At 68.3% G+C, this 15,678-nt stretch carries 13 protein-coding genes and 1 riboswitch; of the genes, 3 read left to right on the forward strand and 10 right to left on the reverse strand.

Annotation, left to right across the window (positions count from 1 at the left end; genetic code table 11):
* Positions 1-66: 66 nt before the first annotated feature.
* From glyS to KCI33_RS08930, 3 genes are read right to left on the reverse strand one after another with little or no spacing between them, the layout of a single operon-like run.
* Positions 67-2,322, reverse strand: a complete 2,256-nt coding sequence (glyS, locus tag KCI33_RS08920) for a glycine--tRNA ligase subunit beta (protein ID WP_212524437.1) — start codon at positions 2,320-2,322, stop codon at positions 67-69.
* The gene (locus tag KCI33_RS08925) at positions 2,322-2,861 is read right to left on the reverse strand and encodes a DUF6446 family protein (RefSeq protein ID WP_212524438.1); all 540 of its coding nucleotides are present in this window, start codon (positions 2,859-2,861) and stop codon (positions 2,322-2,324) included. The genes glyS and KCI33_RS08925 overlap by 1 nt, the downstream gene beginning before the upstream one ends.
* Entirely contained in the window at positions 2,849-3,772 is a 924-nt protein-coding gene (locus KCI33_RS08930; protein WP_212524439.1) for a glycine--tRNA ligase subunit alpha, read from the reverse strand. Before KCI33_RS08930 ends, KCI33_RS08925 begins: the two co-directional genes overlap by 13 nt.
* Before the next feature lie 161 nt (positions 3,773-3,933).
* Here KCI33_RS08930 and KCI33_RS08935 point away from each other — a divergent pair, with 161 nt between their 5' ends.
* The gene (locus KCI33_RS08935) at positions 3,934-5,688 is read left to right on the forward strand and encodes a serine protease (protein WP_212524440.1); all 1,755 of its coding nucleotides are present in this window, start codon (positions 3,934-3,936) and stop codon (positions 5,686-5,688) included.
* A gap of 48 nt (positions 5,689-5,736) precedes the next feature.
* Here the strand turns inward: KCI33_RS08935 and KCI33_RS08940 are convergent, their stop codons facing one another.
* From KCI33_RS08940 to metZ, 3 genes are all read right to left on the reverse strand, one after another.
* A complete protein-coding gene (locus KCI33_RS08940) occupies positions 5,737-7,185 on the reverse strand; it encodes a TrkH family potassium uptake protein (protein ID WP_212524441.1) in 1,449 nt (482 codons plus the stop codon).
* Positions 7,186-7,230: 45 nt separating this feature from the next.
* On the reverse strand, positions 7,231-8,334 hold the full coding sequence (gene folE2 / locus KCI33_RS08945; protein ID WP_212524442.1) for a GTP cyclohydrolase FolE2: 1,104 nt from the start codon (positions 8,332-8,334) through the stop codon (positions 7,231-7,233).
* Between the two features lie 97 nt (positions 8,335-8,431).
* On the reverse strand, positions 8,432-9,613 hold the full coding sequence (metZ, locus tag KCI33_RS08950) for an O-succinylhomoserine sulfhydrylase (RefSeq protein WP_212524443.1): 1,182 nt from the start codon (positions 9,611-9,613) through the stop codon (positions 8,432-8,434).
* A 53-nt stretch (positions 9,614-9,666) separates the two neighbouring features.
* Positions 9,667-9,745: riboswitch (SAM riboswitch) on the reverse strand.
* 127 nt (positions 9,746-9,872) lie between these two features.
* Between metZ and KCI33_RS08955 the strand changes: the two genes are divergently transcribed.
* A complete protein-coding gene (locus KCI33_RS08955) occupies positions 9,873-10,565 on the forward strand; it encodes a glutathione S-transferase N-terminal domain-containing protein (RefSeq protein ID WP_212524444.1) in 693 nt (230 codons plus the stop codon).
* Between the two features lie 137 nt (positions 10,566-10,702).
* Here the strand turns inward: KCI33_RS08955 and KCI33_RS08960 are convergent, their stop codons facing one another.
* Genes KCI33_RS08960 through ftsY form a run of 3 tightly spaced genes read right to left on the reverse strand, consistent with a single transcriptional unit; the run spans position 10,703 to position 13,403 of the window.
* Entirely contained in the window at positions 10,703-11,314 is a 612-nt protein-coding gene (locus KCI33_RS08960; protein ID WP_212524445.1) for an inner membrane-spanning protein YciB, read from the reverse strand.
* A gap of 2 nt (positions 11,315-11,316) precedes the next feature.
* Positions 11,317-12,222, reverse strand: coding sequence for an EamA family transporter (locus KCI33_RS08965; RefSeq protein WP_212524446.1), 906 nt, complete (start codon positions 12,220-12,222; stop codon positions 11,317-11,319).
* Positions 12,219-13,403 (reverse strand): signal recognition particle-docking protein FtsY, encoded by a 1,185-nt coding sequence (gene ftsY / locus KCI33_RS08970; RefSeq protein ID WP_212524447.1) that lies wholly within the window; start codon positions 13,401-13,403, stop codon positions 12,219-12,221. Before ftsY ends, KCI33_RS08965 begins: the two co-directional genes overlap by 4 nt.
* A 264-nt stretch (positions 13,404-13,667) precedes the next feature.
* Between ftsY and KCI33_RS08975 the strand changes: the two genes are divergently transcribed.
* Complete coding sequence (locus KCI33_RS08975) at positions 13,668-14,072, forward strand: hypothetical protein (protein ID WP_212524448.1); 405 nt, start codon at positions 13,668-13,670, stop codon at positions 14,070-14,072.
* A 106-nt stretch (positions 14,073-14,178) separates the two neighbouring features.
* Here the strand turns inward: KCI33_RS08975 and xseA are convergent, their stop codons facing one another.
* Entirely contained in the window at positions 14,179-15,660 is a 1,482-nt protein-coding gene (gene xseA, locus KCI33_RS08980) for an exodeoxyribonuclease VII large subunit (protein WP_212524449.1), read from the reverse strand.
* Positions 15,661-15,678: the final 18 nt, after the last annotated feature.

The raw sequence follows: 15,678 nt of genomic DNA on the forward strand, positions 1-15,678 counted from the left end.
GGCAGGATAACCCCCTGACGCGGCTTGGCAAGCGCGCGGGTCGCCGCGCGCCCGCGCGGTCCCGGCTCAGCCCTCGACGCGGGTCAGGTCGGCCACCTGCATGCAGGTCTCGCGGATGCGGTGCAGCAGGTTCAGGCGGTTGCGCCGCACCACCGGATTGTCGGTATTCACCTGCACCGCGTCGAAGAAGGCGTCGATCGGCCCGCGCAGGGCGGCCATCGCGGACATGGCGGCGGCGAAATCCTCCGCCTCCATCGCGGGGGCGATTACCGCGTCGGCGGCATCGAGCGCGGCGAAAAGCGCGGTCTCGGTCGCGTCCTCGGCATATTTCGCGTCGGCGCCGAATCGGTATTCCACCCCGTCCTTTTCCTCGGCCTGGATCAGGATGTTGTTGGCGCGCTTGAACCCCTGCACGAGGTTTCCGCCATCCTCGGTGGCCAGCACCTCCGACAGGGCGCGGGCGCGCTTGACCAGAAGGGTCAGGTCATCGGCGCCCTTCATCGCCAGGCAGGCGTCGATCACGTCGTGGCGCAGCCCCTCGTCGCGCAGGTAGACCTTGAGCCGGTCATGGAAGAAGCCCAGCAGGTCGTGGCTCTTGCCCGGCAGGGTCTCGCGCAGATGGGCCAGCCAGGTGCCCTCCTCGATGCGGAAGGGCTTGGCCATCTCGCCATCCAGCCGGTCGGTGACCGCTCGGAAGGCGGCGCCGAAGACGCCGTGATGGGCGATGTCGTCCACCAGGTGCTGGACGAAATAGGCCTCCTGCTCTTCGGCGCTGTCGAGGTTCAGGGCGATGGCATGCTCCAGCAGCTGGGTGTTGATCAGCCGTTCCAGCCCGATCCGCAGGTCGTTGCCCAGCACGGTGCGGATGATGCCCAGCGCCGCGCGGCGCAGCGCGAAGGGGTCCTTCGACCCGGTGGGCTTTTCGTCGATCGCCCAGAAACCGGCCAGCGTGTCGAGCTTGTCGGCCAGCGACACGGCGATGGAGACGGGATGCGCGGGCAGCGCGTCGGAGGGGCCGAGGGGCTTGTAATGCATCTCGGCGGCCTCGGCGATCTCGGGGGCGAGGCCCGCGGCCCGGGCGTAGTAGCGGCCCATGATCCCCTGCAACTCGGGGAATTCGTAGACCATCTCCGAGGCGAGGTCGGCCTTGGCCACCTCGGCGGCCTCGGCGGCGGCATCCGGGTCGGCGCCCACCAGCGGCGCGATCGCGCGCGAGAGCTTCACGATCCGTTCGATCCGCTGGGCCTGGGTCCCGAGCTGGTTGTGGAAGGTCACGCTGTCGAGCTTCTGCAGCCACAGAGCCATGCCCGATTTCGCCACGCGCAGGTCGTTCTCCCAGAAGAACTTGGCGTCCGACAGGCGGGCCGACAGCACCTTCTGGTTGCCCGCCAGGATGGTCGCGCCGTGATCGGCGGTCTCGCGGTTGGCGACGGTGACGAATTTCACGATGCGCCCCGATTTGGGGTCGCGCACGGAAAAGAATTTCTGGTGCTCCTTCATCGAGGTCTGAAGCACCTCGGGCGGCAGGTCGAGGAAATCCTCGCCGATGGCGCCCATCAGCACCACGGGCCATTCGACCAGCCCCGCGACCTCGGCCAGCAGGCCCTTGTCCTCGACCACCTCAAGCCCCTGCGCGAAGGCGGCGTTGGTGGCGTCATGCCAGATATGGTCGGCGCGCTCCTCCGGGTCGATCAGCACATGGGCGCGTTTCAGCTTGGCGGCGTAATCCTCGAAGCCCGTCACCCGGATCGCGTCGGGCGCCATGAAGCGGTGGCCGCTTGTGGTGTCGCCGGCATGGATTCCGTCAACGACCATCGGCACCACCTCGGCGCCGTCCTCGCGGCTGAGAAGGCAGAGGATCGAATGCAGCGGGCGAACCCAGCGCAGGCTGCCCGCGCCCCAGCGCATGGATTTCGGCCAGGGGAAGGTGCGGATCACGTCCTCCAGCACCTCGCCGACGATCTCGGCGGCGGGGCGGCCCTCCTTCACGATCTCGGCGTAGTAGATCTGGCCCTTCTTGTCGTCGCGCACGCCGAGTTGCTCGCGGGTCAGGCCGGTCGCGCGCAGGAACCCCTCCAGCGCCTTCTCGGGCGCATCGACGCGCGGGCCCTTGCGCTCTTCCAGCAGGGTCGGGCTGCGCTCGGACAGGCCCTCAAGCGCCAGCACCAGCCGCCGCGGGGTCGAGAACGCCCGCGCCGCGGCATAGGTCAGGCCGGCCTCGACCAGCCCATCGGTCACGCGTTTCTGCAGGTCCTCGCGGGCGCGGGCCTGCATGCGGGCCGGGATTTCCTCGGAAAACAGTTCGATCAGCAGGTCGGGCATCACTTCGTCTCCGGCGGCGGCGGGCAGCCCTCGGGGGCGGGCTTGCCCTCGAACACGACTGCGCCGCAATGGTTGATCTGGTTCCAGGCATAGCCGCGGCCGTCGGGGAAGACGGCGATCACGCGGTCGATGCCATAGCGGATGTTCTCCTGCCCCATGAAGGCGACGGCCTCGCCCTGCTCCAGCGCGGCGCCGATGGCGCGGGCGTCGAAACAGTCGAACCAGCCGGGCGCGACCAGGGGCACCGGGTCGTCATGGCGGGCATAGGCCGCGGTAAGCGCGTCGAGCGGCCGATCCACGGTGAAACAGGCGCGGAAGCGGACCGGAGAGCTGTCGGCGTCGATCCCATCGAAGCCTGCGACGCCGACCGGCTCGGGCTGGCCCGAGACGACCGAGGTCAGCCGCACCTCGGCCGCGGGGCTGTCCGCCGGCACGGGCTCGTAGAAGGCGTAGACCTGCAGGTAATACATCGCGATGCCGGCGATCAGGCCGGTCAGCACGATGCCGCCCGCGATCAGCTTGCCGCTCACGCCTGCCATCCGCCGGCCTCGGTCTCGACGAAGGCGTCGGCGCATTTCTTGGCCAGCGCGCGCACGCGGCCGATATAGGCCTGCCGCTCGGTCACCGAGATCACGCCGCGCGCGTCCAGCAGGTTGAACAGGTGGCTGGCCTTGATGCACTGGTCATAGGCCGGGTGGGCCATGATGATGCGCCTGCCGGTCTTGGGGTCTTCCTGCGGGTGGGCGAGGATCGCCTCGCACTCGGCCTCGGCATCCTCGAAATGGCGGAACAGGATCTCGGTCTCGGCCACGTCGAAGTTGAAGCGCGAATATTCCTGCTCGGTCTGGCGGAAGATGTCGCCATAGCTCAGCGGGATCGGCGCGTCGGGGTCGTTGAAGGGCATCTCCATCACATGGTCGATGCCCAGCACATACATCGCCAGACGCTCCAGCCCGTAGGTCAGCTCGCCCGAGACCGGCTTGCAGTCATGCCCGCCGACCTGCTGGAAATAGGTGAACTGCGAGACCTCCATGCCGTCGCACCAGACTTCCCAGCCCAGGCCCCAGGCGCCCAGCGTCGGGCTTTCCCAGTCGTCCTCGACGAAGCGGATGTCGTGGAAGGCGAAGTCGATGCCGATGGCCTCCAGCGACCCCAGATAGAGCTCCTGCAGGTTGGGCGGGCTGGGTTTGATCAGCACCTGGAACTGGTAGTAGTGCTGCAGCCGGTTCGGGTTCTCGCCATAGCGCCCGTCGGTCGGGCGGCGCGAGGGTTGGACATAGGACGCGGCCCAGGGCTTCGAGCCCAGCGCGCGCAGCGTGGTGGCGGGATGGAAGGTGCCCGCGCCCACCTCCATGTCATAGGGTTGCAGCACCGCGCAGCCCTTGGCCGCCCAGTAGGTCTGCAAGCGCAGGATGATCTCCTGAAAACTGCGAGGTTTTCCGTCTGCCATTGGTCCTGCCCAGCTGGTGAGAAACAGCGCCTCAATAGGCGTCTGGGGCGGCAGGGTCAATCACCGCCCCCCGGGATATTTGACGTGCAATGCCGGCCTGCTTTGATACGGTCGTGCGTGGATTCGCCCGAAAACCGGGGCAACAGGGACAAAATATAGCGATGAAAGCACTTATCAGCCTTCTGTTTTTCACCCTCGCGGGCCTCGCGCCCGCCGCCGCTCAGGACCGCGCCTGGGTCCAGATCGAGGCCCACCCGACCCTGCGCGAGGCGCAGGAGCGCGCCCGCGCCTATGCCGGGGCCTTTCCGGACGTCAACGGGTTCCAGATGCGCTCGGGCTGGTATGCGATCGCGCTGGGGCCGTTCACGCCGGAGGGCGCGCTGGCCCGGCTGGGCGATCTGCGCGGCGACCGGCTGGTGCCCGGCGACAGCTATGTCTCGGACGGCGCGCAATACACGCGGCAGTTCTGGCCGGTGGGCGCGGACCGGCTGACCGCAGCGCCGGCGGCCCCCGCGGTCCCCGCGGCCCCGGCGGCGGCCGCGCCGCAACAGGCGCCCGCCGCCGCCGCGCCCACGCCCGTCATCCTGCCCGACGAAACCCCGGCCGAGGCGCGCCGCAGCGAGGCGCAGTTGACCCGCGAGGAGCGCGAAGAGCTGCAACAGGCGCTGCAATGGGAGGGCTTCTACGAGTCCGCCATCGACGGCGATTTCGGCCGCGGCACGCGTGCCGCCATGGCCGACTGGCAGGCCGCCCGCGGCCATGAGCCCACCGGCGTCCTGACCGCGCGCCAGCGTCACGAGCTGGTCTCCGGCTACCGCGAGACGCTGGCCCGGCTGGGGATGCGAACCGTCACCGAGGCGCGCGCCGGCATCCAGATCGACCTGCCCGCCGGGTTGGTGGATTTCGCCCGCTACGAGGCCCCTTTCGTGCATTACGAGGGCAAGGGCGACAGCGGCGTGCGGGTGCTGCTGATCAGCCAGAGCGGCGACCAGGGCACGCTCTACGGTCTCTACGACATCATGCAGACGCTGGAGATCGTGCCGCTGAAGGGTCGGCGCGAGCGCAACAGCAGCGATTTCGTGCTGACCGGGCAGAGCGACACGCTGCACTCCTACACCTATGCCGCGCTTTCCGACGGGGCGGTGAAGGGGTTCACCCTGGTCTGGCGCCCCGAGGACGCCCGGCTGATGAACCGCGCCGCCCGGATGATGCGCGAGAGCTTCGTCGCGCTGCCCGGCGCGGTGCTGCCCGATCTCGCCGGCGAGGCGGGCGAAGAGCAGCGGGTCGATCTGATGGCCGGGCTGGAGATCCGCACCCCCGCGGTGGCGCGCACCGGGTTCTACGTCGATGAACGCGGCGCCGTGCTGACCACGACCGAGGTTCTGGACCAATGCGCCCGGCTGACCATCGCCGACGAATACGAGGCCGAGGTCGCGGCGCGCGACGACGCGCTGGGCCTCGCCGTGCTGCGCCCTCGGCAAACCCTCGCGCCGCTGGCCCACGCGGCCTTCCAGACGGCCACGCCGCGGCTGCAGTCGGATGTCGCGGTGGCGGGCTTCTCCTATGGCGGGGTGCTCGATCAGCCGGTGCTGACCTACGGCACGCTGGCGGATCTGCGCGGGCTCAACGGCGAGGACGGCGTGCAGCGGCTCAGCCTCGCGGCCCTGCCGGGCGATGCCGGCGGCCCGGTCTTCGACGCCACCGGCGCGGTGATGGGCGTGCTGCTGGCCCGGGCGGACGGCGCGCGCCAGCTGCCGCAGGATGTCAGCTTCGCCGCCTCGGTGCCGGCGATCGCGGATTTCCTGTCGGTCAACGGCGTCACGGTGGAGGCGGCCGAGCCGGCCGCGCAGATCGCGCCCGAGATGCTGGCGCTGAAGGCTGCGGACATGACGGTTCTGGTCAGCTGCTGGAACTGAGACGCCGCGCGGCCCGGCCCCGCCTACGGCGGCCGGGCCGCGACCGCGTCAGCCGCGCCAGAAGCGGCCCATGAACAGCACGAGGACGGCCACGACCTCCAGCCGCCCGACCAGCATGCCGCCCGACATCAGCCATTTGGCGCTGTCGGGAAAGGCGTGCATGGCGCCGGTCGGACCGACCTCGGGGCCGAAGGCGGGGCCGACATTGAAGATCGAGGTCCAGGCCGCGGTGATCGCGGTCTCCGTCGTCAGATCGGTCATCGACAGCGCGATCGTCAGCAGCCCGAAGCCGAGGATGAAGAAGGTGAACATCGCGATGACCGAATCGACCACGTCCCCCTCCAGGAACCTTCCCTGCAGGCGCAGCAGCACCACCCGGTGCGGGCTGTAGAGACGGCTGATCTGGCCGCGGATCGCCTCGAACAGCACGAGGTAGCGGAACACCTTGATCGAGCAGCCGGTCGATGAGGTGCAACCGCCGATCGCGCCCACCGCGATCAGCACGACGAAGGCGAAGGGCCCCCATAGCGTGACATCGGTGCTGCCATAGCCGGTGCCCGAGAAGAAGGAGATCACGTTGAACAGGGTCTCGCGCACCGTCTCTTCGGTCGGGTCGCCCAGCACCAGCACGCGATGCGCCACGATCGCCAGCACCGCGTAGCCGATCCAGCGCAGATAGGCGCGCACCTGCACGTCGCGGAACAGTTGCAGCGGCGCCCCGCCCATCAGCTGGATCAGCCGCACGAAGGGCACGCTGGCCAGCACCATGAACAGCGCGGCGGCGTATTCGGCCGCGCCCGAGAACTTGCCGAAGGACTGGTCCGAGGTCGAGAAGCCGCCGGTCGACAGCGTCGTCATCGCATGCACAACCGCCTCGAAGGTGGTCATGCCCAGCGCGAAATAGCTGAGGCTGCACAGCAAAGTCAGCCCGACATAGACCCGGATCAGCGCCGCCGAGATGTCCTTGGAGCGCGGCAGCACCTTGCCCAGCGTATCGAAACCTTCGGATTTGAAGAACTGCATGCCGCCGACGCGCATCACCGGCAGGAACACCATGGCCACGATGACGATGCCCAAGCCCCCCAGCCACTGCAGGATCCCGCGCCACAGCAACACCCCCGCCGGCATTGCATCGAGCCCCTCGAACACGGTGGCCCCGGTCGTGGTCAGCCCCGACATCGCCTCGAAATAGGCGTCGGCCATGCCGACATCGGGCGCGCCGAACATGAAGGGCAAGGCGCCGAAGAATGGCAGCACCGCCCAGGCGCCCGAGGTCAGCAGAAAGGCCTGCTGCACCGTCAGCCCGGAATCCACACCATTTGAGCAGGCCAGCGCCAGCAACCCGCCGGTCAGCGATGTCAGGATGGCGGCCTCGACGAAGGCCATCCAGTTGTCATCGTTGCGCCACAGGTCCATGGCCATGGGCGCCAGCATGGTCACGCCCAGAACGGCGACAAGCAGGCCGATTACATATCCTACGGGACGCAACTCAATCATTCGCGCAGGCTTGGCCGGAGCGCCGGGCCGAGTCAAGCAGCCCGTTCAGCTGCGGTGGATCAGCGTGCCGAAGAGATGCGGATCGATGCTGACGCCGTCGAAGGTCGGCCCCTCGGTCAGGATCGACACCGCGTCATGGCTGTGCAGGCTTTCCTGGTGGCTGGCCACCACCCGGAAATCGCCCACGCGCGGATCATTGCGCAGCGCCGCGCAGAACAGGCGCGCGGCATCCTCGACGAAGATCGGATGCGCGGCGTTGAGTTCCGCGAAGGCCTGCTCGTCCTCGCGCTTGACCATGACCTGGGTCTCGGTCGGCACTGCGGCGCGGGCCATCTCCACCAGATCCTCGAACCACAGCCGGCCGGCGCCGGGCTCCAGCACCACCGAGATCCGCGCGACCGAGCGCTGCGAATGCGGCGTGGCGAGTTGCCCGCGCGCCTGGCGCGCATGTTCGCTGAGCTCCAGCGAGCAAGGGCAGGTCGAGGAATAGACATAGTCGAGATGCATGATCTTCTGGCGCTGGCCGGCGCGTTCGACCAGTTCCAGCGCGATGTCGTAATACTGATACCCCTCCAGCCCCGAGCGCAGCGAGCGCACCTTCATCGGGAAGGAGAAGCGCATCTGGATGCGCGCGTCGAAGCTTTCGAGGTCGGACTTGTAATCGTCCAGCGCCGCCGAGATCACGTCGAAGCTGAAAGTCCGCTCGGCATGGGCATAGAAGCTGCGCATGATGCGCGACATGTTGATGCCCTTCTTGTCGGCCTCCAGGCTGACCGTGCCGGTGACCGAGGTCTCCAGCGTCAGATCCCCGTTGTCGCGGGTGTGGAAGCGGATCGGCAGGCGGAAATTGGAGATCCCGACATGCTGGATCTGCTGGCGCGCGCCGCGGATCAGGCTGGCCGGGCCGTTCTGAAGGTCGGGCAGCGTCGCCTTGTAGCCCTCGTCGGCCGTGAAATCCTGGGGATAGTCCCGGTTGAGATCGGGATAGTTGGACAGCGCGCGGCCGGGCAGCAGCCGCGCGATGGCCGGGTCCAGCTCGGCCAGCTCGGTGGCGTCGGCCGTGGCCGCCCATGCGCGCAGCAGGTCGAGCGCCTCCCGGGCCTCGTCACGGCTGGGCTGCGCGTCGATCTCGCGGGTGTGGATGTTCATCGGGGTCTCCCCTTCGCGTCCTGTCGCCGATCCTTAATATGGGATGCGGATGGCGAATATCCAATTCATACGCCACAGATACGCAAAAAGACACGATTCAGATCACATCCAGCGCCGCCGTCACATCCGCCAGCAGATCGCCGATGGCCTCCAGCCCGAGGCTGACCCGCACCAAGCCGGGCGAGATCCCCAGATGCTGCTTCTGATCCTCCGGCAGGCGCTGGTGGGTGGTCGTGGCGGGATGGGTGACCAGGCTTTTCGCGTCGCCGAGGTTGTTGGAAATGGTGAACAGTTCCAACGCGTTGAGGAAGCGGAACGCCGCCGCCTGACCACCTGCGACCTCGATCGCCAGCATGGTTCCGCCCGAGCCCATCTGCGCCTGCGCCAGCGCGTGCTGCGGGTGGCTGTCCAGCCCCGGATAGATCACGCGGTCTAGTTTCGGGTGGCCCTGCAGCGCCTCGGCCAGCGCCTGAGCGCTCTGAGCCTGTGCGCGCACGCGCAGGTCCAGCGTCTCCAGCCCCTTCAGCATCACCCAGGCGTTGAACGGGCTCAGCGCCCCGCCGGAATGTTTCAGATAGGGCTCCAGCGTGCCGCGGATGAATTCCTTGGAGCCCAGCACCACCCCGCCCAGACAGCGCCCCTGCCCGTCGATATGCTTGGTCGTGGAATAGATGACGACATCGGCGCCCTGCTCCAGCGCGCGGGAAAAGACCGGCGTGGCGAAGACATTGTCGACGATGACCAGCGCGCCCACGGCATGGGCCAGCCCCGCCACCGCGGCGATGTCGATCACCTCCAGCGTGGGGTTGGAGACGGATTCGAAGAATACCGCCTTGGTGTCCGGCCTGATCGCCGCGCGCCATTGCTCCAGGTCGGTGCCGTCGACCAGCGTCACCTCGACGCCGTAGCGACCCAGCACGTCCTGAAGGATGTAGAGGCAGGAGCCGAACAGCGCCCGCGCCGCCACGACGTGATCGCCGGACTGCAGCAGCGCGGTCAGCGCGCCGTTGACCGCGGCCATGCCGGAGGCGGTGGCGAAGGCATCCTCGGCCCCCTCGATCGCGGCGATGCGGTCCTCGAACATGCGCACGGTGGGGTTGCCGTAGCGGGCATAGATGAACTCGTCCTCACCCAGCGCGACGAAGCGCGCCTCGGCCTGCTCGGCGGTCTCGTAGACGAAGCCCTGCGTCAGGAAAATCGCCTCGGAGACCTCGCCATACTGGCTGCGCCGGGTGCCGGCATGCACCATCCGCGTGCGCGCGTCCCAATCCTTCGTCATGATCCTGCCTCCTCGCGGCATGAAAAAACCCCCACCGCCAGAGCGCCGGGGGCCGCGAAGAGTCCCAGACCTCTTTAGCGGCATCTTTAACGTGGCCCGCAATCCGGTGAACAAATCGCCACGCCGCGAGGCATAGCGCCGCACCCGCCGCCCGTCAAGTCGCCCGCCGCGGTCACGGCTTGTTGCACATCCGCGCGCGCCCCGGCCCTTGCCCTCTGCCGCGAAATCCCCATTCTGAGGCGCGCAACAGGAGAAGACCATGATCGAGCTTTACTACTGGCCCACGCCGAACGGCTGGAAGATATCCATCGCGCTGGAGGAGATGGGGTTGCCCTACCGCGTGCATCTCGTCGATATCGGCAAGGGCGAGCAGTTCGATCCCGACTTCCTGAAGATCGCGCCGAACAACCGCATGCCCGCGATCATAGATCCCGACGGGCCCGACGGCGAACCGATCTCGATCTTCGAATCCGGCGCCATCCTGCAATATCTCGCCCGCAAGACCGGGCGCTTCTACGGCGCGACCGAGCGCGACCGGATCGTGGTCGACCAGTGGCTGATGTGGCAGATGGGGGGCTTGGGCCCGATGGCGGGACAGGCACATCACTTCCTGAAATACGCCCCCGGAATGGAGCCGCCCAACGACCTGCCCTACGCCAAGGACCGCTACCGCAACGAGACCGCGCGCCTTTACGGCGTGCTGAACCGGCGGCTGGCGGAGAACGACTATGTGGCCGGCGACTTCTACTCCATCGCCGACATGGCGATCTGGCCCTGGGCCTCGCTTTGGGAGGGGCAGGAGCAGACGCTGGAGGACAAGCCGCACATGGCGCGCTGGCTGGAGACGGTCGGCAGCCGCCCCGCCGTGCGGCGCGGCCGGGCGCTGGCGGCCGAGAAACGCTCGGACTTCCGGGCCGACCGCAAGGCGCAGGAGCTTCTGTTCAAGCGCTAAGCGGTGGCACGCCCGCGGCGCAAGCCTTCGGTTCGATTGGGGCTCCGCCCCAAACCCCGGAGTATTTCGGCCAAGAAGAAGGGCGCGGCCGTTTTCTTCTGGCCCCCAATCCCCCGCCGGAGCCCGGGCGCGGCGCCTCAGTCCTCATCCGGCTCTTTCGCTTCGAAGGCGTAGGTCTGGAACAGTTTGCCCTGGGTCATGAAGAAGGCGAAGACAGCGATGGTCAGGCCGAAGGTCTTGAAATTGACCCAGGCGTCGGTGCTCATGGTGCGCCAGATCACCTCGTTGAGCACCGCGAGCCCTGCGAAGAACCCGGCCAGCCGGCGGGTCAGGATCATCCAGCCCTCTCGCTTGAGCGGCATCATCTCTTCCATGACATATTGCAGGTAACTTTCCCCGCGCAGCAGGCCGAAACCCAGCACGGCGGCGAAAAGCGCATAGATCATCGTGGGCTTCATCTTGAAGAAGCGGTCGTCGTTCAGCCAGACGGTGAGCCCGCCGAACAGCACCACCAGAACCGCCGTGGCGATCTGCATCTTCGACAGCTTCCCCGACAGCCACCAGATCAGCCCGGTGCTGGCCAGCATCACGGGGATGAAGCCGGCGGTGACCAGGATGAAGCCCTGGTATTCGGTGCCACCGATGCTGAAGCTGCGGTCGCGCAGCGCCACATAGCCCGCGAAGAAGGCCACGATCGGCCCCAGTTCCAGCGCCAGTTTCACGAAGGGGTTCAGTTTCTTGTCGGCCATCTCTATCCGCCTATCTCCACAATCACCGCGCCCGCCGCGATCAGCGCCATCAGGGCCAGCCTTCGCGGGCCCACCTTCTCGCCCAGCAGCACCCAGCCGATCAGCGCGGCGAAGACGGTCGAGGTCTCGCGCAGCACTGCCGCCTCGCCCACCTTGTCCAGCCGCGTGGCCATCATCACCGCGCCGAAGCTGAAGAAGGCGATCACCGCCCCCAGCGCCCCGCGCGCCATCAGGGGCCCCGCTGCCGGCCGACCCTCCATCCGCATCCAGCGCAGCAGCATCAGGGGCGGCATGAAGAACAGCCCGTCGATGAAAAAGAACCACGCCAGGAATGTAAATGGGTTGGCGGTGGCGCGGATGCCATAGGCGTCATAGGTCGTATAGAGCGCGACGAACCCGCCGGTCAGCAGCGCCAGCGCCAGCGCCGGTTTCAGCGTATCGCGGTCGAACTCCCAATGGATCAGGTTGTAGGCCGCCAGCCCGAAGATGCCGGCCAGCAGCACCCCCACCCCCGCCCATTGCGCCAGGGTGAACACCTCGCCGAAAATCAGATAGGCGCCGATCACGGCAAAAAGCGGCCCGGTGCCGCGCACCACCGGGTAGACCACCGTGTAGGCGCCCTTGGAATAGGCGAAGGCCTGCGCCAGCTTGTAGCTGGCATGGATCACGAAGGCGCCGGCGAAGATCGGCCACATGTGCGGCTCGGGCCAGGGCACGACGAACAGCGCGAAGGGCGCGGCCATCACGCCATAGCTGAAATCGATCGCGCCGCGGCTGAACCAGGGGTCGTGCCGCCCCTTCTGAAGCGCGCCGAAGATCGCATGCAGCAGCGCCGCCAGCAGGGCCAGGGCGAGCGCCAGCCGGTGGCCCGCCTCGGTGCCCTCAAGGCCGATCAGCCATTGGCTCACGCCCCGGCACCTGCCAGCGCGCGGGCGAATTCCTCGGGGTCGAACGCGGCGAGATCGTCGATCTGCTCGCCCACGCCGATGGCGTGGATCGGCAGGCCGAACTGATCGGCCAGCGCCACCAGCACGCCGCCCTTGGCGGTGCCGTCGAGCTTGGTCATCACCAGGCCGGTGACATCGGCCATCTGCTGGAAGATCTTGACCTGGTTGACCGCGTTCTGGCCGGTGGTCGCGTCCAGCACCAGCAGGGTGTTGTGCGGCGCCTCGGGGTTCTTCTTGCGGATGACGCGGACGATCTTGGCCAGCTCTTCCATCAGGTCGGCGCGGTTCTGCAAGCGCCCGGCGGTGTCGATGAGCAGCAGGTCGGCCCCTTCGGCCTCGGCCCGGGTCATGGCGTCATAGGCGAGGCTGGCGGGGTCCGAGCCCTCGGGCGCGGTCATCACCGGCACGCCGGCGCGCTCGCCCCAGACCTGGAGCTGTTCGACGGCGGCGGCGCGGAAAGTGTCGCCCGCGGCGATCACCACCGATTTGCCGGCGGCCTTGAACTGGCTGGCGAGCTTGCCGATGGTCGTGGTCTTGCCCGAACCGTTCACGCCGACCACCAGCACCACCTGCGGGCGCGAAGGGTAGAGCGGCATCGGCTTGGCCACCGGCTCCATGATCCGGGCGACCTCGCGGGCCAGGAGTTCCTTGATCTCATCGACCGACAGCTTCTTGCCGAAACGCCCCTCGGCCATGTTCGCCGTCACCCGCAGCGCCGTGTCCACGCCCATGTCGGCCGAGATCAGCAACTCCTCCAGGCTTTCCAGCATGTCGTCGTCCAGCGCCCGCCGCATCACCGTCTTCGGCGCCTCGCGGCCGATGATCCGGCCCAGGAAGCCCGGCTTCTGCACCGCATGGTCGGTGACCGAGGGCACCTCCAGCGGGCCTTCGGGCGCGAAGGGCTCGGGCATGGAGGGCAGCTCGGTCGGTGTCTCCGGTGCCTCGGGTTCGGGCGCGGGGACGGGCACGTTCACCGGCTCGGGTTCGGGCTGCGGTTCGGGTTCGGGCTGATATTCGGGTCCGGGTTCGGGCGCGGCCAGCGACTCGACTTCGCCGCCCTCCTCGACGATCGCCTCAAGCCCCTCTTCGAGCCTGGACGAGGATTTCAGCAACCGGTTCTTGAGTTTCGAGAAAAACGACATGCGGCCTCCGTTCCCTTCGTCAGATAATGCCTCTTGCACGGTTAGGAAAGAGCGGGCGGCGGCCGAAAGGCGAAAAGAACAAGCGCCCGGGCGCCGACACGGCGCGCCCGGAGCCCCCATTCCGCTCCCCGAGCGGCGGACAGAGCGCCACCGACGCCCGCGCCGGGCCGGACAGGATTTGCATCGGCATCCGCCGCCTTCCCGGCGGGCAAGCGCGCGCAAGTGTTTTGACCGGCGCGCCCGAGGCCCTATGATCCGCACACCATGACCCGCACCGCCTCGCCCCTCATCGCGCTGATCCTCGCCGCCTCGCCCGCCCTCGCTGCTGAGCCGATGAGCGCTGAGGAATTCGAGCGCTACACGACGGGCAAGACCCTCTATTACGGCACGCCCGGCGCGCCCTACGGGGCCGAGCAATACCTGCCCGGCCGCCGCGTGATCTGGACCTTTCTCGACGGCGCGTGCCAGGAGGGGGTGTGGTACGAAAGCGAGGGGCTGATCTGCTTTGCCTACGACACCCTGCCCGGCGGCCCGCAATGCTGGAGCTTCTACGCCACGCCGGGCGGCATGACGGCGCTGTTCGAGAACGACCCCGGAGAAACCGAGCTGATCGAGACCGAACAGGGCCACGACCCGCTGCTCTGCCCCGGCCCGGATGTCGGGGTGTGACCCCCTCCCCTTCTTCTTGGCGAAAATACTCCCGCCGGAGGCGGAAATCCCGAACGTGCCGCAGGCGGCAAGGGTCGGGATTTGAGTATTTTCGCCAAGAAGAAGATCAGAACAGGCTGCCTTGCTCGGGCGGTTCGGGCTTGGCCCGCGCGGCTTTCGGCGCGGCGCCGCCGAGCTTGAACCGGCCGTCCTGGAACTCGATCTCCAGCGCGGGGCTTTGCTCGGCCTCGGCGCGGGTGGTGATCACCTGCGCGCCCGACCACACCACAGCGTAGCCGCGCTTGAGCGTCTCGCGGTAACCCAGCGTCTGGCGCGTGCGGTCGAGCGCGTCGAGTTCCTGGCGCCAGTGCTTGATCTGCCCGCCCGAGACCAGCGACAGGCGTTGGGTGACGCGCGCCAGATCGCGTCCCTTGCGGTCGATCTCGCGGTCCAGCAGCGCGGGGTCGAGCCGCGCGGCGCGTTCGTTCAGTCGGCGGCGGGCGTCGCCGGTCAGGCGCGTCAGCGCGGCCGGCCGCAGCGAGGCCGAGGCCTCGGAAAACTGCACCCGCTTGCGCTGCGCGGCGAGGCTCAGCGACGGGCCCAGCCGGTCGCCCCAGCTGTCGAGCCTCTGGCGCGCGCTTTCGACCAGGGTCGCGGGCTTGGGCAGGGCGCGGGAGAGGTCGCGCAGGCGCTGGCCGCGCAGGCTGAGCACCTGCGTCGCGGCATGGCTGAGCCGCGCGCCCTGGCCGTCGAGCCCGGCCATCAGTTCCATCCGCACCGGCACCGCCAGTTCGGCCGCCGCCGTCGGCGTGGGGGCGCGGCGGTCGGCGACGAAGTCGATCAGGGTGGTGTCGGTCTCGTGCCCCACGGCCGAGATCAGCGGGATTTCGGAGGCGGCGGCGGCGCGGGCGACGATCTCCTCGTTGAAGCCCCAAAGATCCTCGATCGAGCCGCCGCCGCGCGCCACGATCAGAAGGTCCGGCCGGGGCAGCGCGCCGCCCGGCGTCAGCCGGTTGAAGCCTTGAATCGCGCGGGCGACCTCGGGCGCGCAATTGGCGCCCTGCACCGCCACCGGCCAGATCAGCACCTTGCGCGGGAAGCGGTCGCGCAGCCGGTGGAGGATGTCGCGGATCACCGCGCCCGAGGGCGAGGTGATCACCCCGATGACCTCGGGCAGATAGGGCAGCGGCCTTTTGCGGGCGGGCGCGAACAGCCCCTCGGCCTCGAGCTGTTTCTTGCGCTTCTCCAGCATGGCCATCAGCGCGCCCATGCCGGCGGGCGCGATATCCTCGATCACCATCTGGTATTTCGATTGCCCGCCGAAGGTGGTCAGCCGGCCGGTCGCCACCACCTCCAGCCCCTCTTCGGGCTGGGTGGCGAGGCGGTTGGCGACGCCTTTCCAGATGACGGCCGAGAGCACGTTCCGGTCGTCCTTGAGGTCGAGATAGATGTGACCCGAGCGCGGCCGTGACACGCGCCCGATCTCGCCGCGAACGCGGACATGGGCGAACTCGCCCTCGATCACGCGCTTCACCGCGCCCGAGATCTCGGTCACGGTGAATTCGGGGGCGTTGAGGCCGGGGGTGGGCTCGTCGATCAGGTCGGACATGGGCGCTCGCTTGTCATG

It is taken from the genome of Actibacterium sp. MT2.3-13A, assembly GCF_018139985.1.
Classification (GTDB): domain Bacteria; phylum Pseudomonadota; class Alphaproteobacteria; order Rhodobacterales; family Rhodobacteraceae; genus JAGSOU01.